The sequence below is a fragment of the Acidovorax sp. LjRoot117 genome (assembly GCF_964252695.1).
In the GTDB taxonomy this organism is placed as follows: domain Bacteria; phylum Pseudomonadota; class Gammaproteobacteria; order Burkholderiales; family Burkholderiaceae_C; genus Acidovorax.
Window position 1 is genome coordinate 66,000 of sequence record NZ_CAXUPO020000007.1, and the last position, 18,856, is coordinate 84,855.

An 18,856-nucleotide genomic window follows, 5' to 3' on the forward strand; every position below is an offset into this window, starting at 1 on the left:
CATGATCGAATTTGCCGTCGAAAGCCTGGAGACACCGGCACTGACCAAGGCGCAACTGGCCGATCTGCTGTTCGATCAGATCGGCCTGAACAAGCGCGAGTCCAAGGACATGATCGATGCGTTCTTCGATCTGATCGCGCAAAGCCTGGTCGAGGGCAAGGACGTCAAGCTCTCGGGCTTTGGCAACTTTCAGATCCGCACCAAGGCACCGCGCCCCGGCCGCAACCCGCGCACCGGGGAGGCGATCCCGATCAAGGCGCGCCGCGTGGTGACGTTTCACGCCAGCAGCAAGCTCAAGGAGCAAATTCAGACCGCGGCCGTGGCGTCCTGAGTGAATTTGTGCCGTCTTTGTGACCGGAATGTGGCTGGTCACTGGCGGTCTTTGCGTCTGTGCAGTACGCTACGCGGCTCCCTGGTCTGAAACGCTTTCTCGATGGGCACACCTCTTCCTTCCATACCCGCCAAACGCTACTTCACCATCGGTGAGGTAGCGGAGCTGTGCGGCGTAAAACCCCACGTGCTGCGGTACTGGGAGCAGGAGTTCACGCAGTTGCGGCCCATGAAGCGGCGCGGCAACCGCCGCTACTACCAGCACCACGAAGTGCTCATGATCCGCCGCATCCGGGACCTGCTGTACGACCAGGGCTTCACCATCAGTGGCGCCCGCAATCGTCTGCAGGAACTCGCGCATCCGGCCCGCGATGAGGCCGGTGCAGAAGGCGATGCCGCGGACGGCGGCACCGAGCTGCCCAGCATGCTGATCGACAGCGCGCAGAGCTTGTCCATCGATGCGGTGGGCTATTCGCTGGACTCGAATGCGGTGCGCAAAGAATTATTTGAGATTCGTGCGCTACTTTCTCTGACCTAGTGTTTTTCTGCATATAATCTAAGTCTTGTCGGCGTGTAGCGCAGCCTGGTAGCGCACTTGCATGGGGTGCAAGGGGTCGCGAGTTCGAATCCCGCCACGCCGACCATTGATAGCAAAAGCCCAGAACCGAAAGGTTCTGGGCTTTTTTGCTGGCGCCGCCCAATGCGGGCTCGTCATCTCTGCGGTGCTTCGGCTGCGGCGCCACCCAGGGCCCGCTTCAGGTGCCCCACAAACCAACTGCCCCCGCTGCCACGTGCCCCCCGGTGCGTCCCCGGGGCCAAGGATTCGCATGATCGATGGATTGGTGTCAGGGCGCCTGTACGGCGATGCCGAGCAGCGGACCGACAAGACCGGCAAGCTCTTCACCGTGGCCAAGGTGCGTGCCAGCACTTCCGATGGCGAGACGCTGTTCGTGAACGTGATTGCGTTCGACAGCGATGTGCGTGCGTCGCTGCACCACCTGCGCGATGGCGATGCGCTGGCCCTTGCCGGCAGCCTGGTGCCCAAGGTCTGGACCGACAAGCAGGGCATCACGCGGCCCGCGCTGGACATGGTGGCGCACCGGGTGCTCACGGTGGCCGACAACGGGCATTGATGGGCTCTGGCCGCGCCGGCTGGCGCCGAGGTTGCGCGTGCGGCGGCCCGGATCAGCCGGGTTTTGGGGAGGCCGGCCCGCCTTGCTGGAACCCCAGGGCACGAAGTTCTTCGTCGCTCAGGTGCAGCTCGGTCAGTTCGGGTTGCCGCGCCTCGATCGTGCGCCGCCGTTCGTAGTGTGTGGGAGGGCCTTGTTCCTCCTGCCGGCGGTCGGTGCCGCTGCGCCTGTCGCTGGTGGATCTGCGTTCTGTCATGGTGGTGTCTCTATGGCTGCGGTGAGAGAAGGTCTCCCCGAGGGCTATGGCTTCCCGCGGAAGTTTGCATCCGGATCGCGGGTTTGAACACCAAAAAATGGCCGCGCACGACCGGCCGGACCCGAAGCGACAGCAGGGTTCGGGCGAAGTGGTCAGGCATCGGCATTCCACGCCGCGTGTCGGCGGCATTGCGTACGCCCAGCCCCTCACCTGAGCCCGCGTGCCGGGGGCCGTGGCCCCTGGGCCCTGTGCCTGCCTGGCACGGCCGCTGCAGACGCCCTCCCGCCCTATGTTGGGGCTGCCTTGCACCGCATTGATGCGCCATGCCACGGCACGTGCAGGCAGCGTGGCGCGCCATCGCTCAAAAGGCCCTGCGCGCCGGTTTCTCCGCGCCATCACACCCCGGCATGGATATTGCAGTTGGGTCAGTGCCCGCCGGTGAAGCTGCCTGCGGGCCGACGACACCCCTCCGCTAATGATGGCGGAACCCAGGCGGGCCTAGGCCTCGTTGCCTTTCGCCTGGTTGTTCCAAACCACACCCGTGCTACCGCGGAGGGTGAGGGTGCGGCGCCGACCCACGGTCCGGCACGCATGCCCATCCTGCTTCGAGCTCTCCAGGTCAGCCGGGTCATTGCAGGACCACGATCATGAAAATTGTTCTCATCGGCCACGGAATGGTGGGCCACAAGTTCCTCGAAAGCCTGGCGGAAACCGGCATGACCGGCGTGGAAGTCACCGTGCTGTGCGAGGAGCCCCGCGCTGCCTACGACCGGGTGCATCTATCCGCCTTCTTCAGCGGCACCTCGGCCGAACAACTCTCCCTGGTGGAGCCGGGCTTCTTCGAGCGCACGGGCTTCACCCTGCGGCTGGCCGCACGGGCCGCGTCGGTAGACCGCCGCATCCGCACCGTGACCACGGCCGATGGCGAAGTGCTCACCTACGACAAGCTGGTGCTGGCCACCGGCTCCAACCCCTTCGTGCCGCAGGTGGCCGGGCGCGACCGCGAGCACTGCTTCGTCTACCGCACCATCGAGGACCTGGAGGCCATGCAGGCCTCGGGCGCCAAGTCCAAGACCGGTGTGGTCGTGGGCGGCGGCCTGCTGGGCCTGGAATGCGCGAAGGCGCTGAGCGACATGGGCCTGGAAACGCACGTGGTCGAGTTCGCCCCGCGCCTCATGGCCGTGCAGGTGGACGAGGGCGGCGGCCGCGTGCTGCGCGCCAAGATCGAGGAGCTGGGCGTGCAGGTGCACACCGGCCGCAACACGCAGGAGATCACCGACGGCGCTCGCGCACGCCACCGCATGGTGTTTGCCGACGGCACCTACCTGGAGACCGACATGATCGTGTTCTCCGCCGGCATCCGCCCGCGCGACGAACTGGCCCGCCAGAGCCTGCTGGCCATCGGCCCGCGCGGTGGCGTGGCCATCGACAGCGCCTGCCGCACCAGCGACCATGACGTCTATGCCATCGGCGAATGCGCCTCGTGGAACGAACAGACCTTCGGTCTCGTGGCCCCGGGCTACGACATGGCCCGCGTGGCGGCCCGCCACATTGCGGGCGATGCCGACGCCGCGTTTGTCGGCGCCGACATGAGCACCAAGCTCAAGCTCATGGGCGTGGACGTGGCCAGCATCGGCGACGCGCATGGAAAGACTCCGCACAGCCGCACCTGCCAGTATGTGGACGAGCGCCGCCAGGTTTACAAGAAGATCGTCATCAGCGAAGACGGCAAGCAGCTGCTGGGCGCCGTGCTGATCGGCGACGCGACCGAATACGGCACGCTGCTGCAGATGGCCCTGAACGGCATCGCGCTGCCCGAAGACCCCGAGTTCCTGATCTTCCCGTCCAGCGACGGCAAGGCCAAGCCCGGCCTGGGCGTGGATGCCTTGCCCGACACGGCGCAGATCTGCTCGTGCAACAACGTCACCAAGGGCGGCATCTGCGAGGCCGTGGGCAATGGCGTCTGCACCATCGCCGAGATGAAGGCCTGCACCAAGGCCGGCGCCACCTGCGGCGGCTGCGTGCCCCTGGTCACCCAGGTCATGAAGGCCGAGATGGCGCGCCGCGGCATGGCAGTCAACAACCACATCTGCGAGCATTTCGCGTACTCGCGCCAGGAGATCTACCACCTGGTGCGCGTGGGCCAGATCAAGAGCTTCGACGACCTGCTGGCCAAGCACGGCAAGGGCCTGGGCTGCGACATCTGCAAGCCGGTGGCGGCCAGCGTCTTCGCATCGTGCTGGAACGAGTTCGTGCTCAAGAAAGAACTGGCGGGCCTGCAGGACAGCAACGACTACTACCTGGGCAACATCCAGAAGGACGGCACCTATTCGGTCGTGCCGCGCATGCCCGGGGGCGAGGTCACGCCCGACGGCCTGATCGCCGTGGGCCAGGTGGCCAAGAAGTACGGCCTGTACACCAAGGTCACGGGCGGTGCCCGGGTGGACATGTTCGGCGCACGCCTGGAGCAGTTGCCCTTGATCTGGGAAGAGCTGATCACCGCCGGCTTCGAGTCGGGCCACGCGTACGGCAAGTCGCTGCGCACGGTCAAGAGCTGCGTGGGCTCGACCTGGTGCCGCTATGGCGTGGGTGACAGCGTCGGCCTGGCCGTGGAGCTGGAGAACCGCTACAAGGGCCTGCGCGCCCCGCACAAGATCAAGTTCGGCGTCTCGGGCTGCACGCGCGAATGCGCCGAGGCGCAGGGCAAGGACATCGGCATCATCGCCACCGAAAAGGGCTGGAACCTGTACATCTGCGGCAACGGCGGCATGAAGCCGCGCCACGCCGAGCTGTTCGCGTCCGACCTGAACAAGGACGAGCTGGTGCGCATGATCGACCGGGTGCTGATGTTCTATGTGCGCACGGCCGACCGGCTGCAGCGCACCAGCACCTGGCGCGAGAACCTCGAAGGCGGCCTCGACTACCTCAAGGACGTGCTGCAAAAGGACAGCCTGGGCCTGTGCGCTGAGCTGGAAGCGCAGATGCAGAGCGTGGTCGACACCTACCAGTGCGAATGGAAGACCGCCGTGACCGACCCCGAAACGCGCAAGCGCTTCCGCTCGTTCGTGAACAGCGACAAGGGCGACGAGAACGTGCTGTTCGTACAGGAGCGCGGCCAGATCCGTCCTGCCACCGCCGATGAACGCGTGCGCGGTGCAGCCAAGGTCATCCCCATCGCCCAGGCAGCCTGAGCGTGGAGCGCGCAGCCGTCCATCTGGCCGGCTGTGCCTCCACCGCATGCGCAACCCACTTTTGAAAGCATCACGCCATGAGCGCACTTCCCCAAAGCACTGAAGACACATTCGCCTGGACCGACATCTGCGCGGTCGACGACATCCTGCCCAGCACCGGCGTGTGCGCACTGGTGGCCGACCGGCATGTGGCGGTGTTTCGCCTCGGCGCCGACCGCTTCTTCGCCATCGACAACGTGGACCCCAAGTCGGGCGCGAGCGTGCTGTCCCGCGGGCTCATCGGCAACATCGGTGACCGCGTCGTGGTGGCCTCGCCGCTGTACAAGAACCACTTCGACCTGGCCACCGGCGAGTGCCTGGAATCGCCCGAGCAGTCGGTACGGGCCCACAATGTGCGGGTCGACGGCGGCCGCGTCAGCGTGGCCGTGGCCTGAATGGCCATCACAATGGTGTATCGATGGCGCAGCGACGGGCCCCATCGCCCCTCACGCCGATAACACGATAACTTTCGAACCCAGGAACCCTGCATGCTTGACCCGGTGGCGACCTTGTCCGTCTCGAACCTTGTCCTGCGGTCCAAGCAACTGGAGATCGATGCGGTGCGGCACCTGGCCCGCCGCGCAGAGCTGGTGGATGTGATCGGGCAACTGATCCAGGGCCTGCAGCGAGAGCGCGGTGCATCCGGCGTGTACCTGGCATCCCGCGGGCAGCGCTTTGCCGACGTGCGCCGCAAGATGGTGGACGAGGTGGTGCTGCTCGAGACGCGGCTGCGCGAGGTGTTTGCCGAACATGTCGAGCCTGCCCAGGGTGCCACGGCCAAGGCGCTGTCACTGATGGCGTGGGCCCTGTTGGGCATGGAGTCGCTGCCCGCGCTGCGCACCCAGGTCGAGCGGCAGGCGATGTCGGCCCATGACTCCGTGGCCGCCTATAGCCACCTGATCGCAGGCTTGATCGAGCTGGTCTTCCACGTGGCCGACGCGGCGGGCCTGCCCAGCGTGTCGCGCCTGCTGGTGGGCCTGCTGCACCTGGTGCAGGCACAGGAAGAGGCGGGGCAGGAGCGGGCCCTGGGCGCGCTGCTGTACGCATCGGGCACCGGCAGCGAGGCGCACCAGCAGCGGGTTCTGCACCTCATCGACGCGCAGGAGCGCAGCCTGCGCATCTTTGCCGAGTTTGCCGACCCCGCACTGCGCACCCGGTGGGAACAGCAACAGCTGTCGCCCAGCGTGGCCCAGCTGGAGCGGCTGCGCCGCACGCTGTGCGTGGCCCGGCCGGGCGCGGTGCTCGACAGCGACCTGAGCGACGTCTGGTTCGATGTGTGCTCCGAGCGCATCGACGCGCTGTGGCACCTGCAGGTCGATCTGGTCAAGCAGCTGCGCGATGACTGCGCAGCCCGCATCCAGGAGGCGCAGCAGGACTTGCAGGATTCCAAGGGCCTGCTGCGCGGCCTGCGCGACAACCCGCCGCAGCGCACCCACGCGGTAGACCGGTTCTTCGACATGGCACTGGCGCCCACCGCCGTGCCCGAGCAGCCCGGCAGTGCCTACGGCAACGAGGCCGCGTCGCTGCTGGACCTGCTGCAGGCCCAGTCGGCGCGCATGTCCACCATGGAGGCGGAGCTCGATGCCGCCCGCCGCACGCTGAACGAGCGCAAGGTCATCGAGCGGGCCAAGGGCGTCTTGATGGCCCGGCTGGGCATGAACGAGGAAGTGGCCTTCCGGGTGCTGCAAAAGACCTCGATGGACCAGAACCGCCGCCTGCTCGATGTGGCCGAGGCCACGCTGTCGCTGCCGGATCTGGCGGTGGCGCTGCAGCAGGGCCTGCGCGCCCCAAAGACGCCCCCCGAGTGATCCAACTTGGTGCCGGGCTGCACAGAAGCGAGGCGCGTGGACTGCTGCGGCTTCCAAAGCAATCTCGGAACGCGCGTTGCACGCCTTGGCGACGGCCCCGTTGACGGTACAGAACTTGCTCATACACAGCACAGTGCCGGGCTGACGAAGGCCCGCGCTGCCCGCCCTGCAGGCCACGATGTGGTCAGAGGGTTGCGGAAATCGCGCATCCAAGGATAACGGCGTCCCTGTGTGTCACCCGGTCAGACGGGTTGCATGCTGGACGCCGTTTTCCTTTGTTGCGCCCCCTCGTGCCGAGGGCTAGACGGGGCAGTCACTCACTCAGTCGGTCTGTCTGTCAGTCAGTCAGTCACCGCACCCCAAGGAAACTCCATGGCCTATCTCGCCCCTTCCGAATTCGTGACCAAGATGGTCGATTCCGGCGAATCCAAGCTGCTCATGTCCACCCGCGATACGCTGATCCGGTCCTTCATGGCCGGTGCCATGCTGGCGCTGGGCGCTGCCTTCGCCGTCACCGTCACGGTCAATACCGGTAACGCACTGCTGGGCGCTATGCTGTTCCCGGGCTGCTTCATCCTGCTGTACCTGCTGGGCTATGACCTGCTGACGGGCGTGTTCACCCTGGCACCGCTGGCCGTGCTCGACAAGCGCCCGGGCGCCACCTGGGGCGGCGTGTTCCGCAACTGGGCCCTGGTGTTCTGCGGCAACTTCGGCGGGGCCTTCATGGTGGCCGTGTTCATGGCCATCATCTTCACCTTCGGCTTCAGCGAGGCGCCCAACGCGGTCGGCGTGAAAATCGGCCACATCGGCGAAGGCCGCACGGTGGGCTATTCCGCGCACGGCGCCGCCGGCATGCTGACCCTGTTCATCCGCGGCGTGATGTGCAACTGGATGGTATCCACCGGCGTGGTGGCCGCGATGATGTCCACCTCGGTGTCGGGCAAGGCCATCGGCATGTGGATCCCCATCGCGCTGTTCTTCTACATGGGCTTCGAGCACAGCATCGTCAACATGTTCCTGTTCCCCTCGGGCCTGCTGCTGGGCGGCAACTTCACCGTCATGGACTACCTGGTCTGGAATGAAATCCCCACCGTGATCGGCAACCTGGTGGGTGGCCTGACCTTCGTGGGCGCCATGCTGTACTCCACCCACTACAAGACCGCGCCCAAGCGCAAGGTGGCCTGAAAGGCGCTGAACGAAATGCAGACACTGCAGGGCCGGAGCGGTTCGGCCTTGCCTGCGATGACACCTGTGCCATGAGCGCAAAGAACCACACCCTGCGCGTCACGCTGGGCCAGCATTCGAGGGCGGGGCAGGGCGGCGTCAACCAGGACTTCCACGGCGCCGTGCTGCCGGCCGAGCCGCTGCGCAGCACCAAAGGCATTGCCGTGGCACTGGCCGACGGCATCGGCTCCAGCGCCGTCAGCCAGGAGGCCAGTGCCGCTGCGGTACGCAGCTTTCTGGACGACTACTACGCCACCTCCGACGCCTGGTCGGTGCGCCGGTCCGCGCAGCGTGTGCTGGGTGCCACCAATGCCTGGCTGCATGCCCAAACCATGCGCAGCCATGCGCGGTTCGACAAGGACCGGGGCTATGTCTGCACCTTCAGCGCGCTCATCCTCAAAGGCCGCGACATCCACCTGCTGCATGTGGGCGACTCGCGCATCTACCGGGTGCACGCGCAGTCGCTGGAGCCGCTGACGCAAGACCACCGCGTGCATCTGTCGTCGGTGGAGTCCTTCCTCGGCCGCGCGCTGGGCACGGGCCCCAACGTCGAGATCGACTACACCAGCCTGCCGGCGGACGTGGGCGCGATCTACCTTCTGGCCACCGACGGCGCATACCTGCACATCGACGCCGCGGCAGTGCACGAGGCACTGGCGCTGTATCCCGACGACTGGGATCACGCCGCGCAGGCGCTGGTGGACACCGCGCAGGCACGCGGTGCCGACGACGACATGACGGTGCAACTGCTGCGGGTCGATGCGCTGCCCGAGGTGCCGCTGCGCGACCTGCAGACCCTGCGGGCCGACCTTGCCACCGCACCGCTGCTCGTGCCCAACGCCCTGTTCGAAGGCTATCGCATCGTCCGCGAACTGCACGCCAGTGCCCGCAGCCATGTCTACCTGGCGGTCGATGGGGAGACGGGCCAGCAGGTGGTGATCAAGACGCCCTCCACCGACATGGCCAGCGATGCGCAGTACCTCGACCGATTCCTGCTGGAGGAATGGGTGGCCCGGCGCATTCAGAGCCCGCACGTGCTGCGGCCCCATGTGCACGAGCGCCGCAGAAGGCACATGTACGTCGCCATGGAGTTCGTGGAGGGGCATACCCTGGGCCAGTGGATGATCGACCACCCCCACCCGGACCTCGACACCGTGCGCGGCCTCATCGCCCAGGTCGGCAAGGGGCTGCACGCCTTTCACGTCAAGGAGATGCTGCACCAGGACCTGCGCCCGGACAACGTGATGATCGACCGCCAGGGCACCCTGCGCATCATCGACTTTGGATCGACGCATGTGGCGGGGCTGCAAGAGGGGCGGCAGGACCAGCGCGCGGACTTCATCGCCGGCACCCTGCAGTACACCGCGCCTGAATACTTCGTAGGGCACGAGGGCAGTGCGCAGTCCGACCTGTTCTCGCTGGCCGTGCTGGCCTACCAGATGCTGACCGCACAGCTGCCCTATGGCCTGCACGCCGCGCGCGTCCGGTCGGTGGCGGACATCAAGGCACTGCGGTATGTGCCGGTACGCCATTTCAGGCCCGACCTTCCGGCGTGGCTGGACGGCGTGTTGCAAAAGGCCTTGAGCGCAGACCCGGCCCGCCGTCAGGAGGCGGTGTCGGAGTTTCTCTTCGACTTGCACTCGCCGGGTCGGCCCTTCCATGATCGCCCGTCGGTGCCGCTGGTGCAGCGCAACCCGGTGGTCTTCTGGCAGGCCGTCAGCCTGTTGCTGGGCCTGGTGGTGGTGGCCCTGATCGCCGCGCGCGTGTTCGGCTGGTAGGCACTGCGCTCCCCATGCCGCCATGGCAGTCAAGGATCCTTTTCAGGACGCCTTCAGGAATGCGTTGCCTGCGGGCCTGAACAGAAAGAAAACGATCACCGCGAACAGAACCGCCCCTGGAATGAGCGCCGTCTTGACGGGCGACGTGGCGAACCCGATGAGCAGGCCCATGGTGCCCCAGCCGGTGTAGACCAGCCGGCCCCAGGGCCGCCCCCTGAGGATGGCGATGGCGCAAACCACCTGCACTGCGAGCCCGAAGTAGCCGATGCCGTACTGCAGCAGCAGAGGCAGCGGGTTTTGCCGCATCACGTCCTCGGCCAACGAGTTTCCATGCGAGGTGGCAAAGCCAGCCAGGGCCACCGCGCTGGACGCGATCAGGAGCCATGCAATGACAGTGAATGAAGTCGGGCGATTTTTGGGCATGGGGTATCCGCAGGGTTGAGGGCAAAACAATGAAGCGCTGGATGGTCTTGCATGGGCTCGCCAAGATAAAGAGGCGGCCTGTTATCGAAGCCATTAGCCATTCTTTGGACCCTGGCCGCCCATCGGCGCGTGAACTTTGCGAAGATCGGGGCCTGGCCCATCCAGGCCAACCCCGTGCACCCCTCACCCAGGGACCGCAGCGCGCAGGCCGGGCGCCATCACAAAATAAATGACGCCGCTGTATCCGGCAAACGCACTTCCCGTGCGTCTACGTACGGAACCCTCCTCCCGCATGGCCGACCAGGACGTGGCGGCCCCTTCGATTCAGTGCGCCCAGTGATGAGACTTCTGATGTGTGTTGTTGCCAGCATGGCCGCGGCGGTGCTGCGGTCTGACGGTCTGTGCGCCTCTTCGCCCGCCTGCTGTCGCCTGAAACCACCCACGTTGCCTTTGCCATGAGCTCCATGCACTCGAATACGGGCTCTTACTTCAGCGTGGAGCAACTGCGGCGGCTGGAGCTCGTCGTGCAGCTGGGCAGCTTTACCCTGGCGGCAGGGCAACTGGGGCTGACCCAGCCTGCGGTGAGCCAGCAGATACGGGTGCTCGAGCGGCAACTGGGCGTACGGCTGCTCGAGCGCTTCGGTCGGACGGTCGTTCCCACCTCGGCGGGTCTGGATCTGCTGAAGCACCTGCCGCACATCAATGCCGCGATGGAGTCGGCCTATGCCGCTGTGTCGGCCTACGCGGACGATGTGATGGGGACGATACGGATCGGGGCGGGAGCCACCAATTGCCTGTACCTGCTGCCCACCGTCCTGGGCAGACTGCGGCAGGTGTTTCCCAAGGTCCGGTTGATCATCAGCACCGGCAACACCGACGACCTGGTCCGGCGTGTGGAAGACAACGCCCTGGATATCGCGCTGGTCACGTTGCCGGTGTCCAGCCAACTGGTCAGCCCCAACATCATCCTGGAGGATGAAATCGTGGCGATCCGGCAGCGGAGTGCCGGTAGTTTTCCTGACAGGGTCGACGCCCCATCGCTCATCGGCATGCCTTTGATCATGCTCAGCGCTGGGACCTCCACCCGCGGGTTGATCGATGCCTGGTTCGGCAGCCACGGCATGAAGCCCATCCCCGAAATGGAGCTCGACAGCGTCGAAGCCATCAAGGCGGTCGTCGCCTCCGGTGCCGGGTGCAGCCTGCTGCCGAGAATGGCGGTCGTGGGCACCGGCCATCATCCGGACCTGGACGTCAGCCCCGTATTCCCGCCGCTGCACCGCACACAGGTGAGTGTGACCCGCCACGACAAGACCATGACCGCCGCTTTGCGCGTGGTGATGAACGCCATTGCAAGCGAAGGCAAGCGTTTGAGCGGCGCAGCCGCCGGGCCGGCGCAGTGAGCCCGCGTGCTTCGACGACAGGCCTGGCCCGGTGGCTGCGCCTTGGGCCATCGGGTCAAACACCTTGCGGCGGCTGGCGAAGCAGCGCGCTCCGCTGGCGACATTTGTTATCTGCAGGATTCCCATGCCCACCAACGAACTGATTTTCCTGGCCAGCATTGCCGGTCTCTACCTGATGCTGGCCATCAGTCCCGGTCCCAATTTTCTGGTGATCACCGCCACGGCCATCGGCCAGTCACGGGCGCGTGCCGTGTGTGTGGGCCTGGGTGTTTCCACCGCGAGCGTGGCGTGGGCCAGCCTGGCGGCGGTGGGGCTGGGCGTGGTGGTGGCCCAGTACCAATGGGTTCAGCAGGCATTGCGCATCGCCGGCGGGGTCTACCTGCTCTACATCGGCGCCCGGATGTTCTTTCAGGCCGGCCGGCCGTTGGCGGGGCGCGACGGCATGGCTGCAGGCAAGACGGCCTGGCAGGCCTACCGTTTCGGTCTGGCCACCAACCTTGCCAACCCCAAGTCGCTGGTTTTTTTCACCAGCGCATTCGCCACCTTGTTCACGCCGGACCTGTCCCTCTGGGCCAAGATCGCCGCGGTCCTGGTGGTGGGGGCCATCTCGCTCACGTTGAACGTGGTGATCGCAGGCCTGTTCTCTTCGGCCGTGGCCCGGCAAGGGTATGGCGCCGCGAAGCCCGCCATCGACCGGGTGACGGGCGGACTGATGGCCTTCTTCGGCATCAAGCTGCTGCTGGGCCGATAGGCCAGCGGCCCGCTGGGCCGCCAGGGTGCAGGCGCGGGCCCTGCCGGCTGCCGCGCAGATAATTCAGGCCATCTATTTTCAACTCGCTTGAGGCTGGCCACGCTGGAGCCAGCCTGTAGAGCCAACGTGCGGGCTACTCAGACACCGTGTTCGAGCGTTACTACCGCGAATTGCTGAATTTTCTGGCGCGCAAGGTGAGCGACCGCGACACCGCGGCCGACTTGACGCAGGAAAGCTTTGCACGGATCTACGCCGCGCAGCAGGCCGGCCAGGCGGTGCGCGAGCCCCGCGCATGGCTCTATGCCACTGCGCGCAACCTCCTGACGGACCACCACCGCCGCGCTGCGGTGCGCGAAACGGGCGCTGCAGACGGCGATGGAGACCGGGGTGATGCCGACGCCCATGTCGGCCCGCCATCCCTGGAGCCCGACGCCATCCTGTCCGGCCGCCAGCGCCTGGCCGCCATCGAGCAGGCGCTGCTGCAGCTGTCGCCACGCCCGCGCGAAGCCTTCGTGCTGTTCAAGCTGGAAGGCCTGAGCCGCAGCGAAGTGGCGCAGAAGATGGGCGTCAACGTCAAGACGGTGGAGACCCACCTGGAAGTCGCGATGGACGCCTGCATGCGCCAGCTGCAGGCGCTGGAGGGCGAAGTGGTGCCCCCGGCCGGCGGTCGCCGCCGCCGCCGTACAGGCAGTGCCCCACCGTGAACCACCGTGCCCGTGTGCGGGCTCCGCACCGAAGACTCCGGCTTTGAGGCCGCTCGTTCGTCTACAACCCGACACCTCCCGCGATCATGATGCCCATAGAGCCCACGACCGATGAAGCCCGCCGACGCCAGGAAGTGGCGGGATGGTTTCTGCGCCGCGATGCCGGGGATGGTGCGTGGTCCGCGGCGGACGAGGCCGCTTTCACGCAGTGGCTCGGTCGCGATGCCGGTAACCGCCAGGCCTATGCGCGCTGGGCCACCGACTGGGCCTTGATCGACACGATGCCGCGCGACACCGCAGCCAGACTGCGCGCGCTGGTGGCCGCTGAGCGCGCGCCGGCCGCAGTGCCGGTGCCGCGGCGCCGTGCGATGGCGGGGTGGGCCCTGGCGGGCGTGGCTGCGGTGGCCGTCACGGGGGGCTGGTTTGGCTGGCAACACCTGGAGGCCCGCCCGGTGTACGAGCAGGCCTTCGGCACGCAGCGCGGCCAGCAGTCTCACGTGACGCTGCCCGATGGCTCCGAGCTGCGGCTGGACACCTCCACCACACTCATGGTGACGTTCTTTCGCGGCCGGCGCGAGGTGCAGCTTGTCCAGGGACAGGCCCTGTTCACGGTGCGTGCCGACCCGGACCGGCCTTTTCAGGTCACGGCGCAAGACGTGCGTGTGACGGTGGTCGGGACGCGCTTTACCGTGCGCTCGACACCCGGCATTCCCTCGCGGGAAGGCGTTGAAGTCGCGGTGGAGCATGGCCGCGTGCGGGTGGCGAACGGCCTGGTGGCGGGCGGTGGTGCGGACGCTGCGGCGCATCAGGTGGAGCTCACGGCCGGCCAGCATCTGGTGCTCCAGGGGCCCGGTGCGCAGCCGGTCGTGAAGGCGCTGCCCACGGACGGCGCGGCGGTCTGGCACCAAGGGGCGCAGATCAGCTTCAGCAACGCCCCGCTGAAGACGGTGATGGCCGAGATGGGGCGCTACGCCGATCTGGGCCTGGTGGACGTGGACCGATCAGCGCTCGACCTTCGGCTCTCCGGCACCTTCGATCCGCGCGATGCGGCCGCGGCGCGCCGCCTGCTGGCTGGCGCGCTGCAACTGCAACTCGTGCCCCTGGGTGACGGCTACGCGCTGCGGCGGCAGGGTGGATGAGCAGCGATTTTTGAAAATGTTTGGCCCAGGTATCCGGCAAACGCCCTGCCGGTACGTCTACACGAACGAGAACCATTCGTATCTTGTTGGTGAAGTGACCATGAAAAAACCTCCATTGCCCTCTTCGGCAGCGCTTGCGCTGGCCATCCCTTTCGCCGTCGCGTCGGGTGCGTTCACCGCATCCGCCGGGGCGCAGGCGGTCGACAGCGCGCTGTCGTCCGCTGCCGAGCGCGACATCGCCATCGCCGCCCAACCGCTGGGCGATGCGATCAACGACTGGGCCAGGCAAGCCCGCATGCAGGTGGCGGTGCCGCAGTCGCTCGTGGCCGGCAAGACGGCCCCGGCAGTCAGTGGCCGCATGACGCCCCGGCAGGCGCTGGACAGGCTGCTGGCCCACAGCGGCCTGATGGCGGTCAGCGAAGGCGCCTCCGTGCTGATCCGTGCCGTGCCGCCCCCGGGCTCTGCCGCGACGCTGCCCTCGGTCACAGTGAATGCCAGCGCCGAGCCAGAGACCGCCACTGGCCCCGTCCCGCGCTATGTGGCCCAGCGCAGCGCCACGGGCACCAAGACGGACAGCTCCATCCTGGAGGTTCCGCAGTCGCTGTCCGTGATCGGCCGCCAGGAGATGGAGGCGCGCGGCGCCCTGGATCTGATGGACGTCGTAGGCCAGACGCCGGGCGTGTCCGTCGCTGCCTACGGGCCCGACAACCGTGGCTGGGAATACCTGTCCCTGCGCGGCTTCCCGGGCAACAGCAGCAGCTTCCGCGACGGCCTGCCCCAAAGCCAGTTCGGCGTCATCTACCGCATGACGGAGACCTACGGCCTGGAGCGGGTGGAGGTGCTGCGGGGGCCCTCGTCGGTGCTGTACGGACAGGGCGATGCCGGCGGCATCGTCAACCGGGTGAGCAAGGCGCCGGGGCCGCAAGCCACGCGGGAGGTCGAACTGCAGGTGGGCAACTTCAACCGCAAGCAGTTGGGCGTGGACCTGGGGGGCTCGGTGGGGGAGGGCGGCGACCTGGCCTTCCGGCTGGTCGGTGTGGCCCTGGACAGCCAGGACCAGGACCGGTACGCGAACGGCGACCGCATCACCCGGCAGCGCGCTTACCTGGCACCGTCGCTGCGCTGGAGCCCGAGCGCAGCGACCTCGCTCACCGTGTTTGGCGAACTGCTCAACGACGAGTCCGGCGAGGACCCGTACTACGCCATCTTCACCGACCCCGGCGGTGTCCGCAGGCAGGTCAAGTATGGAGACCCTTCCTTCAGCCGTTTTCAGCAGGACCAGTACTCGGTGGGCTACCGGTTCGACCATGCGCTCGGCAATGGATGGAGCGTGCGGCAGAACGCGCGCTATACCGACATCTCGATGGCACGGCGGGCCTTGTGGGGCGACACGCTGCAGCCCGACGGCCACACCCTGTCGCGCATGACCCGGTCCTGGGACGACGCGCTCGAACAGGCATCGGTGGACACGCAACTGCAGGGCAGCCTGATCACCGGCACCACGCAGCACCAGTTGCTCTTCGGCGTGGACTGGAACCATCTGAAAGGCACCGCCTTGCGCTGGCGTGGCACCGGGCCTGACCTCGACCTGCTCAACCCGGTGTACGGCATGTCGGTGCCGCAACCCCGCCTGCCGTGGGCCGACTTCCGCCAGAGCATGCAGCAGGTGGGGGTCTACGCCCAGGACCAGATCCGGTTCGGTGATCGCTGGATCGCGACGCTGGGCGGTCGCCACGACCATGTCAGGTCCACCATCGACAACCGCCTGAGCACCCGGTCCACGCAGAACGACCACGCCTTCAGCGGCCGGGCCGGGCTGAACTACCTGCTGGGCAATGGCTGGGCGCCGTATGCGAGCTATGCCCAGTCGTTCCTGCCGACCAGCGGCGTGGATTCCGCCAACAACCCGTTTCAGCCCAGCCGGGGCCGGCAGGTCGAGGTGGGCGTCAAGTACAGGCCGCACGATGGCGGGAGCCTTTTCACGGCGGCCTTGTTCGAGCTGCGCAAGACGAACATCGTGACCAACGACAGCATCACGTTGGAAGCGCGGCAGATCGGCCAACAGCGTTCCCGGGGGCTGGAGCTCGAAGCCAAGACCGACCTCACCCACCGCCTGAGCGCCACGGCCTCTGCCACCTGGATGAGCGTGAAGGTCCTTCAAAGCGCCAATGCGGCCGAGGTCCACAAGAGCCCCGCCGCAGTGCCCGGCAAGATGGCATCGCTCTGGCTCGACTACGCCGTGGGCGCGGGCCTGGGCGTGGGCGCAGGCGCCAGCTATGTGGGCCCACGGCAGAACGACGAGGCCAACACCTCGACCGAAGGCGGGTTCACGCTGCTCAATGCCGTGCTGCAGTACGACCAGGGCCCTTGGCGCTTTGCCCTGAACGTGACCAACCTTCTGAACAGGAAGTACAACTCCATCTGCTACCACGGCGAGTGCTACCTGGGCCGGGAGCGCACGGTGACGGCATCGGCCAAGTACAGGTTCTGAGGGGGCTGTTCGCGTGGTTTCAGATCGCCCCACAGGCCAAGGTGGCCGGTGGGGCGATGGCGGTTGCCTGGTGATGTCGGGTGCTGCGTGGTGCGTGGTGGGCCTGGCATCGTGTCGTACCGTTGCCAACTGCGCTGCCGCCAAGGCCCCCCACAACAAAAAAGCCCTGACTCTTGCGAATCAGGGCTTTTCATTTGGTGCCGGAGAGATGAATCGAACACCCGACCTTCTCATTACGAATGAGCTGCTCTACCGACTGAGCTACACCGGCGTAAGCCTCAAATTATAGCGCGGAATGGTAGCTTGTCACGCGCTCGACCTCATTTTTGGAGCCGAGGATCACGCTGACGCGCTCGTGCAACTGGGTGGGCTGGATTTCCAGGATGCGCTGCTTGCCGTTGGTGGCGGCGCCGCCGGCCTGCTCGACCAGCCAGCCCATGGGGTTGGCCTCGTACATCAGGCGCAGCTTGCCCGGCTTGTTCGGCTCGCGCTTGTCCCAGGGGTACATGAAGATGCCGCCACGGGTCAGGATGCGGTGCACGTCGGCCACCATGGACGCGATCCAGCGCATGTTGAAGTCCTTGCCGCGGGGGCCGTCCTTGCCCTGCAGGCATTCGTCGATGTAGCGCTTCACGGGCTCGTCCCAGTGGCGCATGTTGCTCATGTTGATCGCGAATTCCTTGGTGTCGTCGGGAATGCGCACGTTCTCTTCGGTCAGCACGAAGGAGCCTTGCTCGCGGTCCAGCGTGAACATGGCCACGCCGTCGCCCACGGTCAGCACCAGCGTGGTCTGCGGGCCGTAGATGCAGTAGCCCGCGGCCACCTGTGCGGTGCCGGGCTGCAGGAAGTCTCCAGCCTCCACGCCGCGGTCGTCGTCGGGCTTCTTGAGCACGCTGAAGATGGTGCCGATGCTCACGTTCACGTCGATGTTGGAAGAGCCGTCCAGGGGGTCGAACAGCAGCAGGTATTCGCCCTGCGGGTAGCGGTTGGGCACCAGGTAGATGCCGTCCATTTCTTCGGACGCCATGGCCGCCAGGTGGCCGCCCCATTCATTGGCTTCGATCAGCACTTCGTTGGCGATGATGTCCAGCTTCTTCTGGATCTCGCCCTGCACGTTCTCGCTGGAGGCCGTGCCCAGCACGCCGCCGAGCGCGCCCTTGTTGACGGCCTGGCTGATGCTCTTGCACGAGCGGGCCACCACTTCGAGCAGCAGGCGCAGCTGCGAGGGGATGAGCCCGTCGATGCGTTGCTGCTCGACCAGGTAGCGGGTGAGGGAGATGCGGGAGCTCATCGGTGGATCGTCCTTGAGGCTGTGGGTGGTGGTGTGAAAGGGGTCAGCGCGACTGCTCGCGCTCGGTCAGCTCTGCCAGGGTCGCCTCGGTTTCGGCCAGCAGGTCGTCGTCGCCGCTGGCATGCGCGATGGCCACGCGTTGCTGGAACAGGCTGCGGGCCAGCGCGGAGTCGCCGCCTTCGTGGGCGAGCACGCCTTGCTGGAAGAGGGTGTCCAGCACGATGCCGTCGTCGTGCAGCGCCTGGCCCAGGGCGAGGCGCTGCGCCAGATACTGCCGTGCCTGGGCATGGTCGCCCAGCTCGTAGGCGTTTTGCGCCAGGTTGTTGATCAGGCCCGACAGGCGCACGTCCTTGTCGGAGCCAAAGGCGCTCTGGGCATCGCTGAGCAGCTGCTGGTTGTGCGCCAGGGCCTCGGCAAAGCGGCCGGCTTCGTGCAGGGCGTAGCCGATCTCCTCGCGGATGCCCAGCTTCTGCTCGGGGCTCAGCACCGCGCCGTCCTGCTCGGCCCATTGCGCCGACTGGCGCAGGTGTTCGATGGCGGTGTCGTATTCCTCGGACTGCAGGGCCGATTCGCCGATGGCGTAGTGCTGCTGGTAGCGGTCGGTGGGCGTGAGCTGGCCCAGTGCCGCGCGGATAGCCAGCGCACGCAGGCCCAGGGGCAGGCCCTCGTCGTCCATCTGGCGTTTGGAATAGACCACGAACTGCAGCCACAGCAGCTCGGCCAGCTCGGGCGATTCGGCCCCCAGGCCCTCGGCCAGGGGGCGCAGCGCCGCCAGGTCGGCCGACATGGCCGAGCCGCTGAACATGGCGCCCTCGTCGTACACGGTGTCGCGCAGCGGGTTGAAGCGCTGCGCGAACTGCTGCGCGGGGCTGGAGGTTCGGGAGAACAAGGCCATGCGTGC

The 18,856-nt window shown here is 66.8% G+C and carries 17 protein-coding genes and 2 tRNA genes; 14 read left to right on the plus strand and 5 right to left on the minus strand.

From position 1 onward, the window contains the following. The first annotated feature begins 1 nt into the window (after window position 1). The 4 genes from ACSQ3D_RS18140 (at window position 2) to ACSQ3D_RS18155 (ending at window position 1,463) form a co-directional block, all read left to right on the plus strand. Window positions 2-331: an integration host factor subunit alpha gene (locus ACSQ3D_RS18140; RefSeq protein ID WP_056413865.1), complete on the plus strand. Its 330-nt coding sequence runs from the start codon at window positions 2-4 to the stop codon at window positions 329-331. A 102-nt stretch (window positions 332-433) separates the two neighbouring features. Beyond that, window positions 434-868, plus strand: coding sequence for a MerR family transcriptional regulator (locus tag ACSQ3D_RS18145; protein WP_056171931.1), 435 nt, complete (start codon window positions 434-436; stop codon window positions 866-868). A gap of 29 nt (window positions 869-897) precedes the next feature. Then, window positions 898-974 (plus strand) — tRNA-Pro (locus ACSQ3D_RS18150). A 183-nt stretch (window positions 975-1,157) separates the two neighbouring features. Beyond that, the gene (locus ACSQ3D_RS18155; RefSeq protein ID WP_056413605.1) at window positions 1,158-1,463 is read left to right on the plus strand and encodes a single-stranded DNA-binding protein; all 306 of its coding nucleotides are present in this window, start codon (window positions 1,158-1,160) and stop codon (window positions 1,461-1,463) included. 52 nt (window positions 1,464-1,515) lie between these two features. On the opposite strand, the gene ACSQ3D_RS18160 is transcribed toward ACSQ3D_RS18155, so the two are convergent. Beyond that, window positions 1,516-1,716 carry a hypothetical protein gene (locus ACSQ3D_RS18160; RefSeq protein ID WP_436127824.1) on the minus strand — a complete coding sequence of 67 codons (201 nt, stop codon included), beginning with the start codon at window positions 1,714-1,716 and terminating at the stop codon, window positions 1,516-1,518. Between the two features lie 647 nt (window positions 1,717-2,363). Between ACSQ3D_RS18160 and nirB the strand changes: the two genes are divergently transcribed. The 5 genes from nirB (at window position 2,364) to ACSQ3D_RS18185 (ending at window position 9,756) form a co-directional block, all read left to right on the plus strand. Continuing rightward, window positions 2,364-4,907: a nitrite reductase large subunit NirB gene (gene nirB, locus ACSQ3D_RS18165; RefSeq protein ID WP_056413599.1), complete on the plus strand. Its 2,544-nt coding sequence runs from the start codon at window positions 2,364-2,366 to the stop codon at window positions 4,905-4,907. Between the two features lie 77 nt (window positions 4,908-4,984). Next, window positions 4,985-5,341 (plus strand): nitrite reductase small subunit NirD, encoded by a 357-nt coding sequence (gene nirD, locus ACSQ3D_RS18170; RefSeq protein WP_436127825.1) that lies wholly within the window; start codon window positions 4,985-4,987, stop codon window positions 5,339-5,341. A 93-nt stretch (window positions 5,342-5,434) separates the two neighbouring features. Continuing rightward, the gene (locus ACSQ3D_RS18175; RefSeq protein ID WP_436127826.1) at window positions 5,435-6,754 is read left to right on the plus strand and encodes a nitrate- and nitrite sensing domain-containing protein; all 1,320 of its coding nucleotides are present in this window, start codon (window positions 5,435-5,437) and stop codon (window positions 6,752-6,754) included. Between the two features lie 372 nt (window positions 6,755-7,126). Next, window positions 7,127-7,939 (plus strand): formate/nitrite transporter family protein, encoded by an 813-nt coding sequence (locus tag ACSQ3D_RS18180; RefSeq protein WP_056413592.1) that lies wholly within the window; start codon window positions 7,127-7,129, stop codon window positions 7,937-7,939. 71 nt (window positions 7,940-8,010) lie between these two features. Beyond that, window positions 8,011-9,756: a protein kinase domain-containing protein gene (locus ACSQ3D_RS18185; protein ID WP_436127827.1), complete on the plus strand. Its 1,746-nt coding sequence runs from the start codon at window positions 8,011-8,013 to the stop codon at window positions 9,754-9,756. 42 nt (window positions 9,757-9,798) lie between these two features. Here ACSQ3D_RS18185 and ACSQ3D_RS18190 read toward each other — a convergent pair whose 3' ends face one another. After that, a complete protein-coding gene (locus tag ACSQ3D_RS18190; RefSeq protein WP_436127828.1) occupies window positions 9,799-10,179 on the minus strand; it encodes a hypothetical protein in 381 nt (126 codons plus the stop codon). Window positions 10,180-10,634: 455 nt separating this feature from the next. On the opposite strand from ACSQ3D_RS18190, the gene ACSQ3D_RS18195 reads away from it, so the two are divergent. The 5 genes from ACSQ3D_RS18195 (at window position 10,635) to ACSQ3D_RS18215 (ending at window position 16,664) form a co-directional block, all read left to right on the plus strand. After that, complete coding sequence (locus tag ACSQ3D_RS18195; protein ID WP_436127829.1) at window positions 10,635-11,579, plus strand: LysR family transcriptional regulator; 945 nt, start codon at window positions 10,635-10,637, stop codon at window positions 11,577-11,579. A gap of 124 nt (window positions 11,580-11,703) precedes the next feature. Then, complete coding sequence (locus ACSQ3D_RS18200) at window positions 11,704-12,330, plus strand: LysE family translocator (protein WP_436127830.1); 627 nt, start codon at window positions 11,704-11,706, stop codon at window positions 12,328-12,330. A gap of 146 nt (window positions 12,331-12,476) precedes the next feature. After that, complete coding sequence (locus tag ACSQ3D_RS18205) at window positions 12,477-13,034, plus strand: RNA polymerase sigma factor (RefSeq protein ID WP_056413584.1); 558 nt, start codon at window positions 12,477-12,479, stop codon at window positions 13,032-13,034. A gap of 86 nt (window positions 13,035-13,120) precedes the next feature. Continuing rightward, entirely contained in the window at window positions 13,121-14,173 is a 1,053-nt protein-coding gene (locus ACSQ3D_RS18210; RefSeq protein ID WP_436127831.1) for a FecR family protein, read from the plus strand. Between the two features lie 100 nt (window positions 14,174-14,273). After that, window positions 14,274-16,664, plus strand: coding sequence for a TonB-dependent siderophore receptor (locus ACSQ3D_RS18215; RefSeq protein ID WP_436127832.1), 2,391 nt, complete (start codon window positions 14,274-14,276; stop codon window positions 16,662-16,664). Between the two features lie 195 nt (window positions 16,665-16,859). Here the strand turns inward: ACSQ3D_RS18215 and ACSQ3D_RS18220 are convergent. The 3 genes from ACSQ3D_RS18220 to ACSQ3D_RS18230 all read right to left on the minus strand — a co-directional run bounded on the left by ACSQ3D_RS18220 (window position 16,860) and on the right by ACSQ3D_RS18230 (window position 18,850). Continuing rightward, window positions 16,860-16,935: transfer RNA gene (locus ACSQ3D_RS18220), tRNA-Thr, on the minus strand. 12 nt (window positions 16,936-16,947) lie between these two features. Then, window positions 16,948-17,955: a class 1 fructose-bisphosphatase gene (locus tag ACSQ3D_RS18225; protein WP_436127833.1), complete on the minus strand. Its 1,008-nt coding sequence runs from the start codon at window positions 17,953-17,955 to the stop codon at window positions 16,948-16,950. 43 nt (window positions 17,956-17,998) lie between these two features. After that, window positions 17,999-18,850 (minus strand): tetratricopeptide repeat protein, encoded by an 852-nt coding sequence (locus tag ACSQ3D_RS18230; RefSeq protein WP_056413579.1) that lies wholly within the window; start codon window positions 18,848-18,850, stop codon window positions 17,999-18,001. Between the last annotated feature and the right edge of the window lie 6 nt (window positions 18,851-18,856).